At 68.9% G+C, this 16,916-nt stretch carries 15 protein-coding genes; 7 read left to right on the forward strand and 8 right to left on the reverse strand.

The genetic code is table 11. The features are described from left to right. Positions 1-650 precede the first annotated feature (650 nt). The 5 genes from ACIQU6_RS19575 to ACIQU6_RS19595 are packed head-to-tail and all read left to right on the forward strand — an operon-like array spanning position 651 to position 5,016. Complete coding sequence (locus tag ACIQU6_RS19575) at positions 651-2,141, forward strand: sensor histidine kinase (protein ID WP_403482892.1); 1,491 nt, start codon at positions 651-653, stop codon at positions 2,139-2,141. Between the two features lie 50 nt (positions 2,142-2,191). Then, on the forward strand, positions 2,192-2,569 hold the full coding sequence (locus ACIQU6_RS19580; protein ID WP_274919391.1) for a roadblock/LC7 domain-containing protein: 378 nt from the start codon (positions 2,192-2,194) through the stop codon (positions 2,567-2,569). Positions 2,570-2,574: 5 nt separating this feature from the next. Next, positions 2,575-2,946 (forward strand): DUF742 domain-containing protein, encoded by a 372-nt coding sequence (locus tag ACIQU6_RS19585; RefSeq protein ID WP_274918603.1) that lies wholly within the window; start codon positions 2,575-2,577, stop codon positions 2,944-2,946. Further along, positions 2,927-3,550, forward strand: coding sequence for a GTP-binding protein (locus ACIQU6_RS19590; RefSeq protein ID WP_403482893.1), 624 nt, complete (start codon positions 2,927-2,929; stop codon positions 3,548-3,550). The genes ACIQU6_RS19585 and ACIQU6_RS19590 overlap by 20 nt, the downstream gene beginning before the upstream one ends. Then, positions 3,547-5,016 (forward strand): cytochrome P450, encoded by a 1,470-nt coding sequence (locus tag ACIQU6_RS19595; RefSeq protein ID WP_403482894.1) that lies wholly within the window; start codon positions 3,547-3,549, stop codon positions 5,014-5,016. The genes ACIQU6_RS19590 and ACIQU6_RS19595 overlap by 4 nt, the downstream gene beginning before the upstream one ends. Before the next feature lie 102 nt (positions 5,017-5,118). Here ACIQU6_RS19595 and ACIQU6_RS19600 read toward each other — a convergent pair whose 3' ends face one another. The 8 genes from ACIQU6_RS19600 to ACIQU6_RS19635 all read right to left on the reverse strand — a co-directional run bounded on the left by ACIQU6_RS19600 (position 5,119) and on the right by ACIQU6_RS19635 (position 14,893). Next, complete coding sequence (locus tag ACIQU6_RS19600; protein ID WP_403482895.1) at positions 5,119-6,813, reverse strand: hypothetical protein; 1,695 nt, start codon at positions 6,811-6,813, stop codon at positions 5,119-5,121. Between the two features lie 556 nt (positions 6,814-7,369). Further along, on the reverse strand, positions 7,370-8,149 hold the full coding sequence (locus ACIQU6_RS19605; RefSeq protein ID WP_403482896.1) for an SDR family NAD(P)-dependent oxidoreductase: 780 nt from the start codon (positions 8,147-8,149) through the stop codon (positions 7,370-7,372). Positions 8,150-8,560: 411 nt separating this feature from the next. Beyond that, positions 8,561-9,130, reverse strand: coding sequence for a YbaK/EbsC family protein (locus ACIQU6_RS19610; protein WP_403482897.1), 570 nt, complete (start codon positions 9,128-9,130; stop codon positions 8,561-8,563). Beyond that, on the reverse strand, positions 9,130-9,939 hold the full coding sequence (locus ACIQU6_RS19615) for a hypothetical protein (protein WP_403482898.1): 810 nt from the start codon (positions 9,937-9,939) through the stop codon (positions 9,130-9,132). The genes ACIQU6_RS19610 and ACIQU6_RS19615 overlap by 1 nt, the downstream gene beginning before the upstream one ends. Continuing rightward, on the reverse strand, positions 9,926-10,678 hold the full coding sequence (locus ACIQU6_RS19620) for a class II glutamine amidotransferase (RefSeq protein ID WP_403482899.1): 753 nt from the start codon (positions 10,676-10,678) through the stop codon (positions 9,926-9,928). Before ACIQU6_RS19620 ends, ACIQU6_RS19615 begins: the two co-directional genes overlap by 14 nt. 21 nt (positions 10,679-10,699) lie before the next feature. Further along, on the reverse strand, positions 10,700-11,992 hold the full coding sequence (locus tag ACIQU6_RS19625) for an acetyl-CoA carboxylase biotin carboxylase subunit family protein (RefSeq protein WP_403482957.1): 1,293 nt from the start codon (positions 11,990-11,992) through the stop codon (positions 10,700-10,702). Positions 11,993-11,994: 2 nt separating this feature from the next. Further along, the gene (locus ACIQU6_RS19630) at positions 11,995-13,521 is read right to left on the reverse strand and encodes a PqqD family protein (protein ID WP_403482900.1); all 1,527 of its coding nucleotides are present in this window, start codon (positions 13,519-13,521) and stop codon (positions 11,995-11,997) included. Positions 13,522-13,963: 442 nt separating this feature from the next. Then, on the reverse strand, positions 13,964-14,893 hold the full coding sequence (locus ACIQU6_RS19635; protein WP_403482901.1) for a LysR family transcriptional regulator: 930 nt from the start codon (positions 14,891-14,893) through the stop codon (positions 13,964-13,966). Positions 14,894-14,998: 105 nt separating this feature from the next. Here ACIQU6_RS19635 and ACIQU6_RS19640 point away from each other — a divergent pair, with 105 nt between their 5' ends. Both ACIQU6_RS19640 and ACIQU6_RS19645 read left to right on the forward strand, forming a co-directional pair. After that, positions 14,999-15,904 (forward strand): EamA family transporter, encoded by a 906-nt coding sequence (locus tag ACIQU6_RS19640; RefSeq protein WP_403482902.1) that lies wholly within the window; start codon positions 14,999-15,001, stop codon positions 15,902-15,904. A 484-nt stretch (positions 15,905-16,388) separates the two neighbouring features. Beyond that, entirely contained in the window at positions 16,389-16,916 is a 528-nt protein-coding gene (locus ACIQU6_RS19645) for a thiamine pyrophosphate-binding protein (protein ID WP_403482903.1), read from the forward strand.

A 16,916-nucleotide genomic window follows, 5' to 3' on the forward strand; every position in this document is an offset into this window, starting at 1 on the left:
CGTCAAGCCATCCTCAAGAGCGCAAAGACGGGGCGGGCGTGGCCGCGGAGTATCGAGCGGGTCAACCTGCGCCGTCAACCTCATGCGCTCCGTGGATCACCCGGGCTCAACATTCCTCCCTCCCCGGCGGCCTCTTCCGTCGCCCGGTGGCCGGCCGCGCCAGTCGATCTCCCTCGCCTCGCGGTGTGCTTGCTCGTGCACCGGGTGCGAAATCAACGCTCGTAAGGGGGCGTTGCTCGACGTCAACACCGCCTCCCCGTTGACCCGGCAGGAGATCGCCTCGTCGCCGATTCCGTCGAAGCCCCAGACCGAAACGATTCTTCGGGATTTCGTACACGAGTGCATTTATGTGTTATACGCACTCAGGCCACAGGATCACGCCGCCCCCGCTATGCTCGCTGTCGCGCAGCGAGTTGTGGCGATTACCAAACGTCGCGACTGGCTGTCGTGGTGCCGCTGATCGCACAAGGGCTCGGGCGTCCTGGGACCCGGCCCCATGCGTGCGGAACGCCGCCGTGGAATGCGCTGCGGCCAAGAAATTGGTGAGCGTGATCCCACGGTCGTCGCTCTCGTGCAGGCGGCCTTCTCGTGGTGCCTACATCCCCCAAGTACGGCGCCCTGTCCATTCCTTTAGCACTCTGAGGAAGCCGATGGTTCGTGCTGGTTCGCCCTCCGGAGGGCCGAGTCCCGCCTCCACTCCAATATGGCTGTTGCCATCCACACTCCTGGCCGTGGGCACGTCCGTGGCGGCGTCGTTGACGCCCGCCGTGGCCCTCGCCCCGGTCATCTCGATCGGTGCCGTTGCGACGCTGGTGGTGGCCGTCGCGACCGGGAAAACGGCACGCCAGACACGCGCGCTCGAAAGGCTGCGAGCACAGAGCGCCGAGCGCGAGGCCGTCCTGAAGGGCCACCTGGCCCAACAGGAAGCCGAATCCGTACGGATGGCCAAGGAGACCCTGCCCGCGGCCCTGGCCCGCCTCCAACAAGGCGACCGGGCCGAAGAGGTGATGCAGAAGATCGTCCATGTCTCCGCCGTCAGCCCCGAGTTCGAAGCCGCGTACCGGGCGGTGCTGCGCTACGTCCTGGAAGCCGTCGAGGTCGAGGAGGACCTGCGCGACTCCGCACAGCGGGCCTTCGTCAACATCGCGCGGCGCGTCCAGGCCATCGTCCACCAACAGTCCCAGGAACTACGGGAAATGGAGGACAAGCACGGCCACGACCCGGACGTCTTCGGTGACTTGCTGCGCCTGGACCACCGCACCGCGCTGATCGGCCGCCTCGCGGACAGCATCGCCGTACTCGGCGGGGCCCGACCCGGCCGCCAATGGCAGCAGACCATCCCGCTGTTCAACGTGCTGCGCGGCGCGATGTCCCGGATCCTCGACTACCAGCGCGTCGACCTGCACTCCGTGGCCGAGGTCGGCATCCTCGGACGAGGAGTCGAGCCACTGATCCACGCCCTGTCCGAACTGCTGGACAACGCTACCCGTTACTCACCGCCCCAGACCCGGGTCCATCTGACCGCGACCGAGATCCAGACCGGTGTGGCCATCGAGATGGAGGACGCCGGGATCGGCCTGACCGACGAGGCCCGCACGCGCGCCGAGCGGGCCCTGGCACAGGACTCGCCCACCGGACTCGACCTCGACGACCTGGGGGAGTCGCCACGACTCGGCCTGGCCGTGGTCGGCCGACTGGCCCGCACCAACAAGTTCAAGGTCTCCTTCCGGAGTTCGGCCTACGGCGGCGTCCGCGTCGTCCTGATCGTCCCCCCGGAGCTGATCACCGCGACTCCGGTGCCCGGTGGGGCCATCGCCAAGGCCACCGTCCTGCCGCCGCCGCGACGTCACGGCGGTCCGATGCGCCGCTCGCCGGGGATCGAGGAGGCCATGCCGGCCGTCGCTCCGCGCAGCGTCAACGGGCTTCCGCAGCGCAGGCGTCGTACCCGCGCCGTGATCCCACCCCTGCGGCAGAAGCCCGCGCCCTGCAGCACCGGACCCGACACCCAGGTGTCGGCCGGTCCGCCCCCGCAGGCCGGACTGTGGCTGGCCGCTTTCCAGGAGGGCATCTCCGGTGAGTCCCGGGTCGATTCCCCGAACCGTCCCGAAGGCCCGAGCGATGAAGAGCCCGAGAGTAACTGAGTCATTAGGTAAGGATGAGTAAGTAAGTGGCGACACAGCAGCGGCTCAATATGAATTGGATGCTGGAGGGCCTGGCGTCCAGCGTTCCGCACACCCGCGATGTCGTGGTGCTGTCCTCGGACGGTTTGTGCATGGCCCAGCACGGTACGGACGAGGAGACCGCGGATCGCCTCGCCGCGGCCTGTGCCGGTCTACAGAGCCTGTCCGCGGCCATCGCCACGGAATTCCCCAACGGCGACGGGCAGATGAAGCTGGTCGTCATCGAGGTCAACGGCGGCTTCTTCTACCTCATGGCCGCCGGCGCCGGGGCGTACCTGGCGGTTCTGGCCGATGACGACGTGGACGCCGGCCTCATGGGACAGGGAATGCGGGACCTGGTCGCCCGGATCGGCCAACACCTCACCAGCCCGCCGCGGGCCGACCAGTAGGCCCGATGAGCGACTCGAAACCAGAAGAGCACGGGCATTGGGAAGAAGGCGGCCCCGAACGCCTCTACGTCCTGACCTCAGGCCGGAGCGTACCGGGCGAATCGGCGCCCCTGGACATGGTCACTCTGATCGTGACCCGCAACCGTGCCTCTTCGAGCATGCAGCCAGAACAGGCCGCCATCCTGCGGATATGTGACTACCCGCTGTCGATCGCCGAGATCTCCGCGTACGTCCATCTCCCGGTCAGCGTGGTCACGGTACTGCTCGCGGATCTCTTGGAGAGCGGTCATATCGAAGCCAGGGCACCGATTCCGACCGCGTCGTTGCCCGATGTCGAAGTGTTGGAGGCGGTGATGCATGGACTGCAAAATCTCTGAGCCCGTCGTCGGCCCCCGGAGCGAGGACATCCTGCCGGCTACGGTCTCGGCCGCGGTCAAGGTGGTGATCGTCGGCGGTTTCGGAGTGGGCAAGACCACCCTGGTCGAATCGGTCAGCGAGATTCGCCCGCTGACCACCGAGGAGACCATGACACAGGCCGGTGTGGGGGTGGACGACCTCGCCGGAGTCGAGCGCAAGACCCAGACGACCGTGGCGATGGACTTCGGCCGGATCAGCCTGAGCAACGAAATGGTGCTGTACCTCTTCGGCACCCCGGGCCAGCAGCGCTTCTGGTTCCTGTGGAACGGCCTCTTCGAGGGCGCGTTGGGCGCGGTGGTCCTGATCGACTCCCGACGCCTGGACGACAGCTTCGACGTGGTGGGGCGGCTGGAGGAGCGCGGCCTGCCCTTCGTCGTCGCCATCAACGCCTTCCCCGACGCCCCCTCCTACCCCATGGCGGAGCTCCGCGCGGCCATGGACCTCCCCGATGACGTACCCATGGTCGACTGCGACGCCCGCGACCGTGCCTCCAGCCGCGACGCACTGCTGACCCTCATGCACTACCTGTACACCCTCACCACCCAAGCCTCGGAGACCCGGTGACCTCCTTTCACACCAACCAACCCAGTACGACCCCGGCATCCGGACCGCCGCCTCAATGCCCCGCCCATGCCCGCACCGGGACCACCGACGGCCTGGCACGGCTCTTCGGCCCCGAGATCGCCGACGACGCACCGGGCTTCTTCGAACGGCTACGGACCCAACACGGCCCCGTGGCCCCCGTCCTCGTGGACGGCGACCTGCCGGCCTGGCTCGTCCTCGGCTACCGCGAAAACCTCGAAGTGCTGCGCACGGCCTCCCGCTTCTGCCACGACTCACGCATCTGGCACTGCTTCAAGGAAGGCCGGGTCCCGGCCGACTCACCGCTCATGCCGGCCCTCGCCTGGCAGCCCGTCTGCCTCTTCATGGACGGCGAGGAGCACGAGCGGCTCCGCGTCGCGATCACCGAGAGCATGGGCCGGTTCGACCGCCGCGGCATCCGCCGCTGCGTCACCCGATCCGCCAACCAGCTCATCGACGACTTCATCGCCGACGGACAGGCCGACCTCGTAAGCCAGTTCGCGGTCCAACTGCCCCTGCGCGTGGTGGCACAGCTCCTCGGGATGGCGGAGGAGGACGGACCCAGGCTGGTCGACGCAGCCCGAGACCTGCTGAAGGGCACGGAGACGGCCGTCGAGAGCAACACCTACCTGATGAAGTCGCTGGAGCAGCTCGTCGCCGCCAAACGAGCCGTGGCCGGCCCCGATTTCACCTCGTGGCTGATGGCACACCGGGCCCAACTCACGGACGAGGAAGTAGCCCACCACCTACGGATCGTCCTTCTCGCCGCGAACGAGAACACCACCAACCTGACCGCCAACACCCTGCGCATGGTCCTCACCGACCCGCGCTTCCGAGCATCGCTGACGGGCGGCAGCATGACCCTGCCCGACGCCCTGGAACAGATGCTGTGGGACGAACCGCCGACCGCGGTGATGCCCGCGAGGTGGGCCACCGGCGACACGGAACTCGGCGGCCAGTCCATCAAGGAGGGGGACATGCTCCTCCTCGGCCTGGCCCCCGGCAACAGCGACCCCGCGATCCGCCCCGACCTCTCGGTCGCCATGCAGGGCAACCGCTCCCACCTCGCCTTCAGCGGCGGGCCGCACGAGTGCCCCGGCCAGGACATCGGCCGGGCCATCATCGACACGGGCATCGACGTTCTGCTGACGCGGTTGCCCGACATCGAACTAGCTGTTCCAGAGCGCGAGTTGAAGTGGGTGTCCCACTGGATCGCCCGCCACCTGACGGAGCTGCCGGTGAAGTTCACCGCGGGCCCCGGCACGACTCGCCCCACGCCGGCCGGTACGGCGGGCCATGCCGAGCAGAGTGAACACGTCATTCAGGGTTCCCCGTCCGGTGGTCCGGTCGTCGCGGATGGGGCGTCCGGAACAACTCCCGCAGCCAGTGCGCCCGGGGCGCGTCCGTCCTGGTGGGGTCGGTTGAAGGGGTGGCTGTCAGGAAAGTAGTCCGGTGCCGAGGGGCGTGCGGTGTGCGCCCCTCGGCGCGGTGCGGGGCACCGTTGCTCCCGTCTCACCCGTGCGGCCACAGTGGTTCCGCAGGCCCGACCGTCAGACTCTCAGAGGTGTGCCGGCCTCGTCTGCCGGGGCGGATTGCGGTGCGTACACAGTGCTGTAGGAGTTCGCGGCCAGAATCCGGTCCAACCCTCCGGCCGCCACGAGCCCTTGGTATACCAGCTCGATCACGGCATCCTCACAGGACTCTCCGCAGGGGCTGGCTACGGCCGAGAGTAACCACCCTGCGACGTCGTGGATGACGTCAGGCTGGTGCCAGCCGTTCGCGTAGTCCAACCCCATACTGTCCGCGTCACGATGCGCGGCCAGACGGACGGCACTCGCCGCACAGGGCTTGTGGACCGGGCAGTTCCGCAACTGCCGGAGCAAGTCCTGCCATGTCGTCGCCGAGGCGTCGAACGCGGTGGCGTGGATGCTCGGGCGCCGGGCTGCTGCCATGCCGGCCGCGGACTGCGCCCTGGCCAGTCTCTCTGCGAACCGGTGCCGTTCCCCCACCAGCCCGTACATATCGGAGGTCAGCAGCACCAGGCGCGGCGGCCAGTCCCGCGCTGCGCAGATCAGCCCGCGCACTCCCAGGATCAGGGCGACTCCGGGGCCCATCCAACGGGCGGTGTTCCCGGTCTCGCCCATTTCGATGAACTGGTCGTAGATGTCCGCGACCGCTTTGGAGTGTCCGCTGGACAGCAACCGGCGTCGAACAGCCTGGATGTCCTCTTCCAGAGCCGGGAGCGGACCCCATTCGATGACGTTGCTCAGCATCCCGGTGGCCTTGACCAACTCCCGGGCGCCGATGGGCAGGTGCACCTCGTACCACGGGACATCCCCCCACGCCAGATCCGTGATGGCCCGAATCTGCAAGGCGTCGCGTACCAGGTACATCCTCCGGCACAGGAGGATCAGGTCATCGAGGGTGTGCGTGGCATCGTCGGGGATCTTGTCCAGTCTCGTCTCGATGTGCCTCCGCAGCTCACGGCCCTGGTCCCAGTTGCCTTCCCCGTAGTCGGAGAAGCCGTAGTAGAGGTTGATCAGCGTCGCGAGCTGCTGGACGTTCTCCGACTCTCCCCGTCGCCCAAGGCGTGACGTGAGCCCCCAACCGAGGTGGATGGACAGGCTGGTGCGGGGCTTGCCGTCCTCCATTCTCGGAGTCTCCTTCCAAGAGACGAGGTCGCTGTGGGCGAGGCCGTCGTCCGGTCGTGCATGGGCGATGTGGACGCACGAGTTCAGGACGGTGGCGAACCACGCTCCTTTGTGCACGTCCCACTCGAACCGTTCGTTCTCGCCCTTGGCGTACCCGAGGCCGCACACGGCGAGCCCCTGCCGTAGGCAGGCGTCGAGGTCACCGTTGCGGGCCAGCGCTTCGCGCACCACGCGGTGGGCTTCGAGGGAGAGGGCGTCATCGGCACGCCACCAGGAAGCATCGGTCCCGGCGGCACGGGACTTCCCCATCAGCCTCGCGTACAGGTCGCGCAGGGCGAAGTCGAGTGCGGTGTCCCCCGGGTCGGTGCCCAGAAGAAGTTCGCTGGCGCGCGCGATCCAGCGGATGCCGGTGCACACCAGGCAACTGTCAGAGTCCTTGGAGCGGACTCCGTGGGTGCGGTACGGCGCGTTCTTCCCGAACCGGGTGGCCGTACAGAGATCGAGGTCATAGGCCAGCCGGTGGGGCACGAGGGTGCTGTCGGCCTGCCAGGCCGGGGCATCCAGCAATGCTCGCAGGGCGTCCTTCCGTCCCATCGCAAATCCTCCGCTGACGTAGAAACAGGAAGACCTTGCCGCCAGATCGAGGCAGGTGTCGGCGACAGCCGACCAGCCTCAGTCCGCAGTTCTGGCCTCAGCCGTCCGGCTGCAACACCGCTGTGGCCGAGAAGGGGTGAGCGCGGGTCGCAGTCGACTGCGAGGCGCGCTGGGGATCGCGATCCGCCGGTTCGGGCGGGCAATGCGCCTGGCAGCCCACGGGCGAGGGCGGACGGCATCGATCATGAGGTGGTACGTCCGGTGCGTCCAGTACGTGCACCAGGGATCCGGTGTGCGGCACAGCAAGGCTCCTCACGAACGTGGTAGAGCACCTGGCGCACTTGCCTCGGGAATCGGCCACTTGGTTCGAAGGGAACAGAATCGCGCAGCATCGCACCGGTGTATAGAGGGCTTCCCGAGTCACTGCACGTCAACGATGCGCGCCTTTGGCCGATTTGTGAGCACAAGGGGGCGCCGTGCAGCAGGTGTGGTGGTGCGTGGCTCAGCTGAGTTCGGTTCTACTCTGAGGCAACGACCGGGAGTTCGGGGCGGGGGATCACCCGTCCGTGATCGGGCCGAGGTAGGTGCCGCCGGAGGCATCGATGCTCTGGCCGGTCACCCAGCGCCCCCGGGGACCCGCCAGGAAGCCCACCACATCCGCGACGTCTCCCGGCTCGCCGATCCGTCCGAGCGCGGTGATCGCCTCAAGTCCGGCCATCGCCTCGGGAGAGCCGGTCCACTCGGCGGTCAGGTCGGTCAGCACCACCCCGGGCTCGACCGTGTTCACCGTGATCCCGCGCCGGCCCAGTTCGTTGGCGAGCGACGGGCCGAGGGCAGCCAGCGCGGCCTTGCTGACGGTGTAGCCGATCTGGAGCGGATTCGCGATCCTGGTGGCCGCCGAGCCGACGTTGACGATCCGTCCACCCTCTCTCAGCAGCGGCAGCGCCCGCTGGATGACGAAGATCGGCGTGCTCACGTTGACCGCCAGGAGGCGCGCCAACTCCTCCTCGGTGAGCTGCCCGATCGAACTGGCCGAGTGGATACCTGCGTTGTTGACGAGGATGTCCAGGCCGTCCGCGCCGTGGTCCGCCAATCCGGCGGTGAGCCCGTCGAACAGTGCGTCCACCGCACCGCTCTCGCCGAACCCGGCCTGCACCGCGAACGCCCGCCCCCCGGCCTTGCCGATCAGTGCGACGGTCTCCGCGGCGGCTGCTTCGTTGCCGCCGTAGTGGACCGCGACCAGCGCCCCCTCGGCGGCGAGCCGCAGGGCGACCGCGCGCCCGATCCCGCGCGAGCCGCCTGTCACCAGTGACGTCTTGCCGTCCAGTTCCCCCACGATCGCCTCTCCCCTCGTGCTGCCCCGGCCGAATCCGGGACCGATCTCAGGTACGTCCGAAGTCCCGCGCTGGCAAAGGGACGAAGGTGTCCAAGACCGGTGTGTGACGATCGGCCTGAACACCCTCTCGACCGCACTGTACGTGAGGATCGGCGGCGAGATCGGGGGAACGGGAGAGCCGGGCCGGCTGTGCCACCGCACCCCTCACTCCCGCGGTTGACCGAGTCGGCCAACGACAGCCTCAAAGGCCAGCCCGACCTGGCACAACACGACGGGCTGACCTTCGAGGGTGTCGCGATCAGGGTTACCCGGCGAGTGCTGGTGAGGGGCGCCGGCGTCTGGCAGAGCAACCAGGCCGGTGCGCCTTGTGTCGGGCGGTCTGGGTGCGCGGGCGGGCCACCGGCGTCATGGTCACGGCGCCGCTTCCGCCGCGGACTCGGCGACCGGTGCCACCCGCGGCCGGGCCAGCCGGCGGTAGTCCTCCGTGTCCAGGGCGAGGGACAGGTGCAGTTCGGCCGCGTTGAAGAAGATCTCGCGGTGGGCGAGGAGATCGGGGTCGACGATCAGCTCCAACTCGGGGTCGAAGGAGAACGGGACGATGGAGCCGCTGACGCAGCCGGAGAGGCGTTCCGCGGTGGCCTGGTCGGCGAAGGACACGTGGCGCGCCTCGTACAGTTCCTTGATCCGGTCGAGGTCCACCCGCCGGTCGCCGGGGACGACGGCGAGGGCGAACCGCGAGGACTTCTTGGTGACCTTGACGCGCATGACGATGCACTTGGCCGCCTGGTCCAGGGGGTGCCCGCGGAGCTCGCTGACGATGTCCGTGCGGCCCTCCGGGGCGTGTTCGATGAGGCGGTGGCGGGCCCCGCCGTCCTGGAGCAGGGTCAGGAGCCGGTCCGACGTGGTGACGGGGGTGCCGTCCGCCGGCAGGGTCGGGTCCGCCGGTGCGTGGGTTTCGGGGGTGATCGTGTCTGTCGCCATCAGCCCCACACCACCGCGGAGTTGAGCGACTCGTCGGCGAAGCCCATGAAGAAGCCCATGGTGAGGCGGTCGGTGCCGGTGACCCGCTCGATGGAGTGGTACCGCGTGGGGTTGATCAGGTACACGTCCCCGGTCTGCGGCTTGAACTCGTGGCAGGGGTGGCCCCCGACCACGGTCTCGTCGTACCCGAGACCGCCCTGGATCTTGTACGTCTCGTCCTCGGACTGCCAGGGCTTGCGGTACATCCGCAGCTCGCCGCCCTCGTCGCACTCCTGGAGACAGACCACGCAACTCAGTTGGTAGGCAAGGTCGGTGAGGGCGATCCCGGTGCCCCGGGCGTCCCGCATGATGTTGTCGTTGTGCAGCGGGTTGCGCACGCCGTCGGCGTGGATGCGCACGACGGAGGCGGCGTAGTCGCGGCCGTCCGGTTCCTGCGCGACGGAGACCGCAGCCAGGCCGAAGGCGTGCTTGAGGCCGGTGCGGACCTGGTCGGCGAGGTCGAAGTCGGCGGTGTCGAGCATGCTGCGGGCCTCGTCGGCCGCCTGGAAGTAGCCGTCCAGGTCGTCGAGGTACTTGGCCAGGTAGGGGCCGATGGTGGTGAGGGCGCCGTTGGCGTAGCTCGTGGTGGAGGCGTTGGCGAAGAGCTTGCCGACGCGGGTCAGGTTGTCGGCGAACGCCTCGGCGGGCAGCAGGTTGCGCAGTACGACCACCGCGGTTTCGCCGTGGGCGAGTTGGCGGAGCAGGTCGGGGTCGGGCCGCTCGGCGGCGGTGTCGATGACGACGCGGGTCCAGGTGTCAGTCGTGGGCATGGGTCGGCGCTCCTTCGAGGTCGTAACGGTTGCGGGGGCTGGAGCTCGTGGTCCACGGGATCTCCGTGACGCTGTCGGGCTTCAGCGGCTCCCAGTGGTCCGCGGGGGCGAGGTCGGGGATGACCTCCGAGGAGATCACCAGCGAGCGTTCGGTCTGGAGCCGGAACATGCCGAAGTAGCGCGGTGCCATGGTGTCCGGCGAGGTCCAGTGGATGACATAGGCCCCGTAGGGGTTCACCGCGATGGCGTTGCCCGAACTCCCGCCCCGGGGAATGGCGTTGAGGCGGTCCAGGGTCTCCTGCTCGTCCAGTCGACGGGTGCCGGCGGGGACGATGTAGTCGAAGTACTCGCGGGAGTCGAACTCCGAGCTCTCCATGCCGAGCAGGCGGTGGACCGTCGGCTGGAAGCCGTTGTGCAGGAACAGCCAGGGGAAGGAGCCGGCGCGTTCCAACGGGTGGGTGAACTGCGGTCCGTGGTTCTTGGCCAGGGTGGCGTGGCGGGCGTGCACGGCCAGGAAATCGGTGGAGAGATGCGGCACGGGCGATGCCTGGCTGCTCTCGGCGAGCGGACGGACGTCCCGGTGGTACCCCAGTCCGAACGGGGCGTCCGACTGGCGCCAGACCGCGCCCCAGCCGTTGGGGTGCACATCGGTGGGTCCGTCGTGGTCGGCGGTGCGGCCACAGCTCATCGCCTCGGCGGCGGCCAGGATGTCCGCGGCGCGGAAGTCCCCTGTGGCCACGATGAGTCGGCACATGGTGGGTCAGCCTCGCAATCGGTGGGCGACGAGTGAGTGCAGCAGTGCGGGGACGCGGTCGGCGGGGCCGCCGCTGACGACGACCCGGCCGGCCGAGCCGGTGTGCCTGGCGAGGTCGGAGGCGAGCACCGACAGGTCGTCAGCGGGCAGTGCGGAGTGGTCCGGAGGGGGAGCGGCGCGTCGGATCTCGACGGTGATGCCCGGCTCCTGGAGGGCTTCGGCGGCGGCCAGTTCGGCTTCGGACACGGCCGAGATCTGGCCGGCGACGCCACCGGTGCCGGTGCCGGTGTCTGGCGACGGCGCGCGCAGCGGTGCCGCGTCGCCGAGGTGACTGGCGAAGGCCAGTTCCGCCCAGTCGGCGCCGGTCGTCTTCTCGACGAGCGCCACCAGTCCGCCGCCGGAGAGCCGGAACCCCATCTCCACGAAGACCGGGCCGGTCGGGCCCTGGAGGACGTCGAGATGGAAGGGGCCGGCGCGGTAGCCGACGGCGTCCAGGCATGCCTGGGCCAGTGCGTGCAGCTCGGGCGGCGCGTCCGTGCCTGGCCGGGCCACGTGGCCGACCTCCCGGAAGCCCGACAGTCCGGGCTCGCCAGGCACCTCCTCCAGGCAGGTGAGCTTCTCGCAGACGCTCAGCAGCACGGCACCGCCGTGCTGGGCGACGCCCTGGAGCGAGAGTTCGGGGCCCTTGACGAACTCCTCCACCACGATGCCGGAGAACGCGCCGCCGCCGTAGTTGGCCAGCGCGCGGATCCGGTCCAGGGCGCGGCCGCGCTGTGCCGCGCCGTCCACGAGGAGTACGCCGAGCCCGCCACCCCCGTCCGCCGGCTTGATGACCTGCGGGAAGCCGAGCCCATCGGCCGCGTCCTGGTCGCCCAAGTCCATGGGGAGGAAACGGGGTTGGGCCACCTGCGGGGCGCCGCGCAGCAGGGCCTCGCGCTGCTCGCGCTTGTCCAGGGGGCGGAAGTCGACGCCGGCGCCCGGCCACGGTGTCACCCGCAACGCCTCGGCCAGAGCGAACCCGGCGTAGACGTAGCGCTCGAAGCCGGTCAGGACCAGGCCGGGCACCACTGCGGCCGCGGTGAGTGCGGCGCGGACTGCGTCCGGGTCCTGCGGCCGGGCCACGGCCACCTCGACGTCGAACTCCCGCCGGCCGAGCAGCCGTCGCCAGCGCAGATAGGCGGGTGTCTCCACCAGCACCGCCCGCATGCCACGGCGGCGCGCGCAGTCCAGGTACGGGTCCAGGCCGTCGCGGGTGGCACCTACTTGTACGAAGTCCCCCGGGGGATTGCCGGTCGTCATGGTCACCGGCCGGAGAGCAGCTCGGGCACGACGGGGCCGTCGGCACTGTGCCGGGTGTGGACGATCTGCTTGTGCGGGTCGCCTTCGAGGATGGCGTCGATGAGTTCGCCGCCGACGGGGGTGGGACTGGGCAGCCGGAGCGAGCTGGCGTACAGCACCTTGAGCTGATCCATCGTCAAACCCGTGATGCTTTCGAGGTGTTTGGCGACCTGGGCGGCCGCCACGCCCGTGGTCGGGGTCGAGCCGCCCAGGAGTTCGTGGATGAGTGGGGCGTGGGGGAGGAGGTCCGGCTGCTCGGCGGTGAGGTACGACTCCAGGTTCGTGCCCTTCTCGGTGAACGGCGCGTGGACCATGGCGACGAGCTGCTCCTCGGTGAGGCCGTATGCCTGGGCCGCGTAGGCGTCCATGGCGGCCCGCATCTGGTCGGCCCGGCCCTCGTAGCGCTCCCGCATGAGCGTGACGAGCTGCGGCGGGAACTCCTTCTTGTGCATGAGGGAGATGGCGAACTCGACGTAGCCGGTGAGCCCTTCGGCGTAGGACTGGCCGTAGCGGTGTTCGCACTTGAGGGCGCGCAGGTGTGCCATCAGCGCGGGGTTGCCGCAGTCGGACTCGGTGAAGCTGAAGGCGATGTCGTCGAAGCGGAAGCCGAGGTGCTCGGTGAGCAGTTCCCAGTGGTCGCCGGAGGCGTAGGCGGTGTCGTCGTAGATCGAGAAGAACTGCAGGCCGGTGCGGACGTCGGTGGTGATGGCGTGCTCGGCGACGACCTCCGGGGCGTCGGGGCCGTGGATGTCGGTGAAGTACGCCTGCGAGATGTTGTTGAGCGAGGCGAGGAAGCCCTGGAAGCCGGCGCGCATGTCGCGCGGCGGCTGGAGGCCGAACCGCCGGGCGAGCCGGGTGACCCACAGGTAGTAGTCCCGCTGCTCCTGTTGGGAGTCGCCGGTGATGATCAGGTCGACGCCGCCGTCGTACCCCGCGGCCAGGCCGAAGGAGTTGACCATGCTCAGGTTGCAGGCGTTGCAGAACGTCGGGCGGGCGTCCGCGGCCGTGCGGTGGCCGGTCATCAGGATGTCGAGGCGGTTGCGCCCCACGACGTCGTCCGTCTGCGGCAACGTGGCGTCGAAGGGGCGCACCTGCTGGCCGTCGATCAACAGCAGCTCGCAGTCGGGGTCGTTGAGCAGGTGCAGGGAGCGGTAGGCGCGGTCGATGTTGTCCATCACGGCCTGCGGCATGCCCGCGTGCCGGTTGGTGGCGACCCGCATCGTGAAGGTCCGGCCGTGCTCCTGGGAGAGGATGAGCTGCATGGTCCGGACGAAGGCGAGGGTGTAGGAGCTGTCCTTGCCGCCGCCGTAGGCCACCAGGACGACATTGCGGGCGAGTTGGTCCTTGTCGGGGAGGGCGTCGTAGAGGCGGGCGGCGCAGCGGACGGCGCCCTCGTAGTTCTCTTGGGACAGCACGGCCCGCAGCTCCCGGAGGGCCGTGGCGTGGTCGGGCGCCGCTGAGGGCGCGGTCGTGGACACGTCAGTCGTCATGACGGACAAGCACCTCTTTCAACCGTACTAACGGTGGGCCGGCACCATGAGCAGGCGCGGGTCAGGGAGAAACTGGTCTGATGGCCTGGCGGTTGCGCCAGAAGAAGGGAGGAAAGCAAGGCGGCCGGGCGGGATCACCCGTCAACTCGACGCGGAGTGAAGGGAATTCGGCTCAGCGCGGCCAGGTGCCTGCACGAGAAACACCCGATGACACACCAGGAGATCTGGTGCGGTCCCGCAGGGACGCACCATCAGGTGTGCGGGAGAAAAGGAAAGCCATCCGGAATGTGCCCCCGTCCGGAAACTTCAGTGCTTACGGACTTGCTGTCCGGGGCCCACTCTTGATCACGAATCTCAGCCTTGTCAATCATCTCGTTTCAGGATGTGGACCGCCCGAGTAATCGTTAAATGATGAACAGGGCGGCGGGAGTTGGCTCGTTGTTCACCCGGCGTCTCGGGTTGATTGGCCGGAATTGGTTCCCGGCCAGCGCCCGCGCAATGCCGCCAATGCGGCGTGGAGCGCGGGCCGGCGGCCGGCCTGGGAGCGCCAAACGGCCGAAACTCGACGGTTGGGCGGGGGCTGCATCGGCACGACGCGAACGGCGGACGGCAGGTCGCCGCGGCCCAACCGGGGCAGCATCGTGACTCCCAACCCGGCCGTCAGAAGGGCGATTTGGGACTCGTATTCCTCGATCTGATAGGCAATGTCCGGTTCGATGCCGAGATCGGAGAAGCAACGCACCAGCCACTCATGGCACATGGCCCCGGAGCCCTGCCCGATCCACCGCTCTTCCCGCAGGTCGTACGGGGTGAGTGCGTCCCGGTCGGCGAGCGGGTGGCCGGCCGGCAGTGCCACGTCGGCGATGTCCTCGCCCAGTTCGACGACCGACAGTGAGGCCGGCAGCGTCAGCGGGGTGTTGTGCCAGTCGTGCACCACCGCGAGATCCGCCTCGCCGCGCACCACCAGGCTGACGGCGCGGTTGGGGTCGGATTCCAGCAACCGGCAGTCCAGCGCGGGATGGCGCCCGGCCAGCCCGGCGAGCGCGGCGGCGACGAAGCCGCGGCAGGCGGTGGGGAAGGCGGCGAGCACCAGGCGCCCGGTGGGCTGATCGCGCTGTTCCTCCAGGCGGGAGCGGGTCCGCTCCAACACCGCAACGACCTCGTCGGTGGCCTCCGTGAGCAGCCACGCCGCGGGGGTGAGCTCCACCTTGCCGCCCTGCCGGTCGAGCAGTACGGAGCCGGTCTCGCGCTCCAACTTGGCGATCTGCTGGGAGATGGCTGACGGGGTGTAGCCCAGTGCCGAGGCGGCGCCCGTCATCGTGCCGTGGGTGGCCACGGCACGCAGGGCGCGCAGGCGGTTGAGGTCGAACATGAAGCGATGCTAATACCCCACCTTCAGCAGCCTTCGCTGGCCCTGACGTGCGAAGACTGTTGAGATGGGGCCTCCAGAAGGAGCACGTCCACAGGAGCCACCGGCATGAAGCCCGTACACGTTGCCTTGGCGGTGGTCGTAGCCGCCGTATGGGGCGCCAACTTCGTCGTGATCGACGTGGGGTTGCGCGATTTCCCACCACTGCTCTTCTCCGCGGTGCGATTCCTGTTGGCCGCCCTGCCGGCGGTCTTCTTCGTCGGACCGCCAAGGGTCCCCTGGCGCTGGGTGATTGCGGTCGGCGTCGCGCTCGGCATCATGAAATTCGGCATGCTGTTCATCGGCATGCACGAGGGGCTGCCCGCGGGCCTGGCCTCCCTGGTGCTCCAGGGACAGGCGGTGTTCACCGTGCTGTTCGCCGCCGTCCTGCTCAAGGAGCGCCCCCGGCGGGTGCAGATCGTCGGCATGGTCATCGCCGCGGCGGGCATCGTGCTCGCCGGGCTGGACTCGACGGCCGGCACGCTCGGCGGATTCCTGCTGGTCGTGGGCGCGGGAGCGTGCTGGGGCGTGTCGAACATCGCGATGCGCAGGGCCAGTCCGCCGGACACCTTCCGCTTCATGGTCTGGGTGAGCGTCGTGCCGCCCGTCCCGCTCGCGCTCATCTCCCTCCCCTTCGAGGGCTGGGACGCGGACCTGCGCGCGCTACAGCACCTCAACGTCAGCGGAGTGGGCGCCGCGCTCTATGTGGCGTGGGGGGCAACGCTGTTCGGGTTCGCTGCATGGGGATTTCTGCTGCGCACCTATGACGCGCCGACCGTGGCACCGTTCTCGTTGCTCGTCCCGATATTCGGCCTGGCCTCCGCCTGGGTTTTCCAGGGGGAGCGCATGACGGCACTGACCTACTGCGCCACCGCCCTCGTCATCGCCGGCATTGCGGTCGGAATGCTGCGCCGCCCGAAGAAGGCCGTAGCGCTGGAAAGCGAGCCGACGGCCGCCCCGGTCGCGGCGCCCTGAGTCGCCTACGGCAGAAGGTTTCGCCAACGCACCACGAGGACCGCCCCTTTCGCGGGGGCGGTCCTCGTCGTGTGTGCGCGGCCGGCCGCCTTGGGTAATTCGATGGGATCGATTGACCCCTTCCGGGAAGTGAATTTACCTTTTATTTAGCGGGAGTTCACTCTCCGTGAATGGCGAAGTGCAGTTGCTGTGACGACCGTCTCACGCCCGGTTTTCGAGCCCTTGCAACATCGTTCCCGACCCCCGAAAAACCGGGCATACGGGCGCAATTACTCGGTGTGATTGATCTTGACGTCGCGACTTTCCGACTGTCAGGCTTACGGGAATTCGACGAGGGCGGCCCTCAGTTGCCGACTCGTCAGGCGTAGCAGCGGCGATTGCCGGCACGCGCCAACGGGGGCATTTCCGCGAAGGGGCATCGAGGTCCCGCGCACATTTCTCTTCCCCGGTGTTTCGCACATCGTCAATCGAGGGGAATCCACCCATGTCCGTAAAGACCGCCGAGCCGCCAGTGTCCGCGCCGGCCGACGCCGCCGAGGCCGTGGTGCGTGAATTCCTCGACCAGGGATTCAGCCACTTCACCGGCGTCCCCTGCTCGTTGCTCAAGGGCATCTTCCGCTACCTGGAGAGCCCGGCCAGCCCCGCCACCTACCTGCCCGCACCCCGCGAGGACAGCGCGCTCGGCGTCGCCTCCGGGCTGGCCGTGGCCGGCGAACGCCCGGTCGTCCTGATGCAGAACTCCGGGCTCGGCTACTCGCTGAACGTCCTCACCTCCTTCAACCTCATCTACGACGTCCACCTCCCGCTCGTCGTGAGCTGGCGCGGTCACGACGGCAACGACGCGGTCGAGCACGACGTCATCGGCCGCGAACTGCCCCGCCTGCTGGACGTCTTCGACCTACCGTGGACGGTGCTCGACCCCCAGGCACCCCGCCGCTCGGTCCGGGAGTGCCTGGCGCACCACGACGGCGGCCGCCGCACCTCCGTCCTCGTCGTCCGGGAAGGGGTGTGA

Source organism: Streptomyces sp. NPDC090442, from assembly GCF_044769405.1.
Classification (GTDB): Bacteria; Actinomycetota; Actinomycetes; order Streptomycetales; family Streptomycetaceae; genus Streptomyces.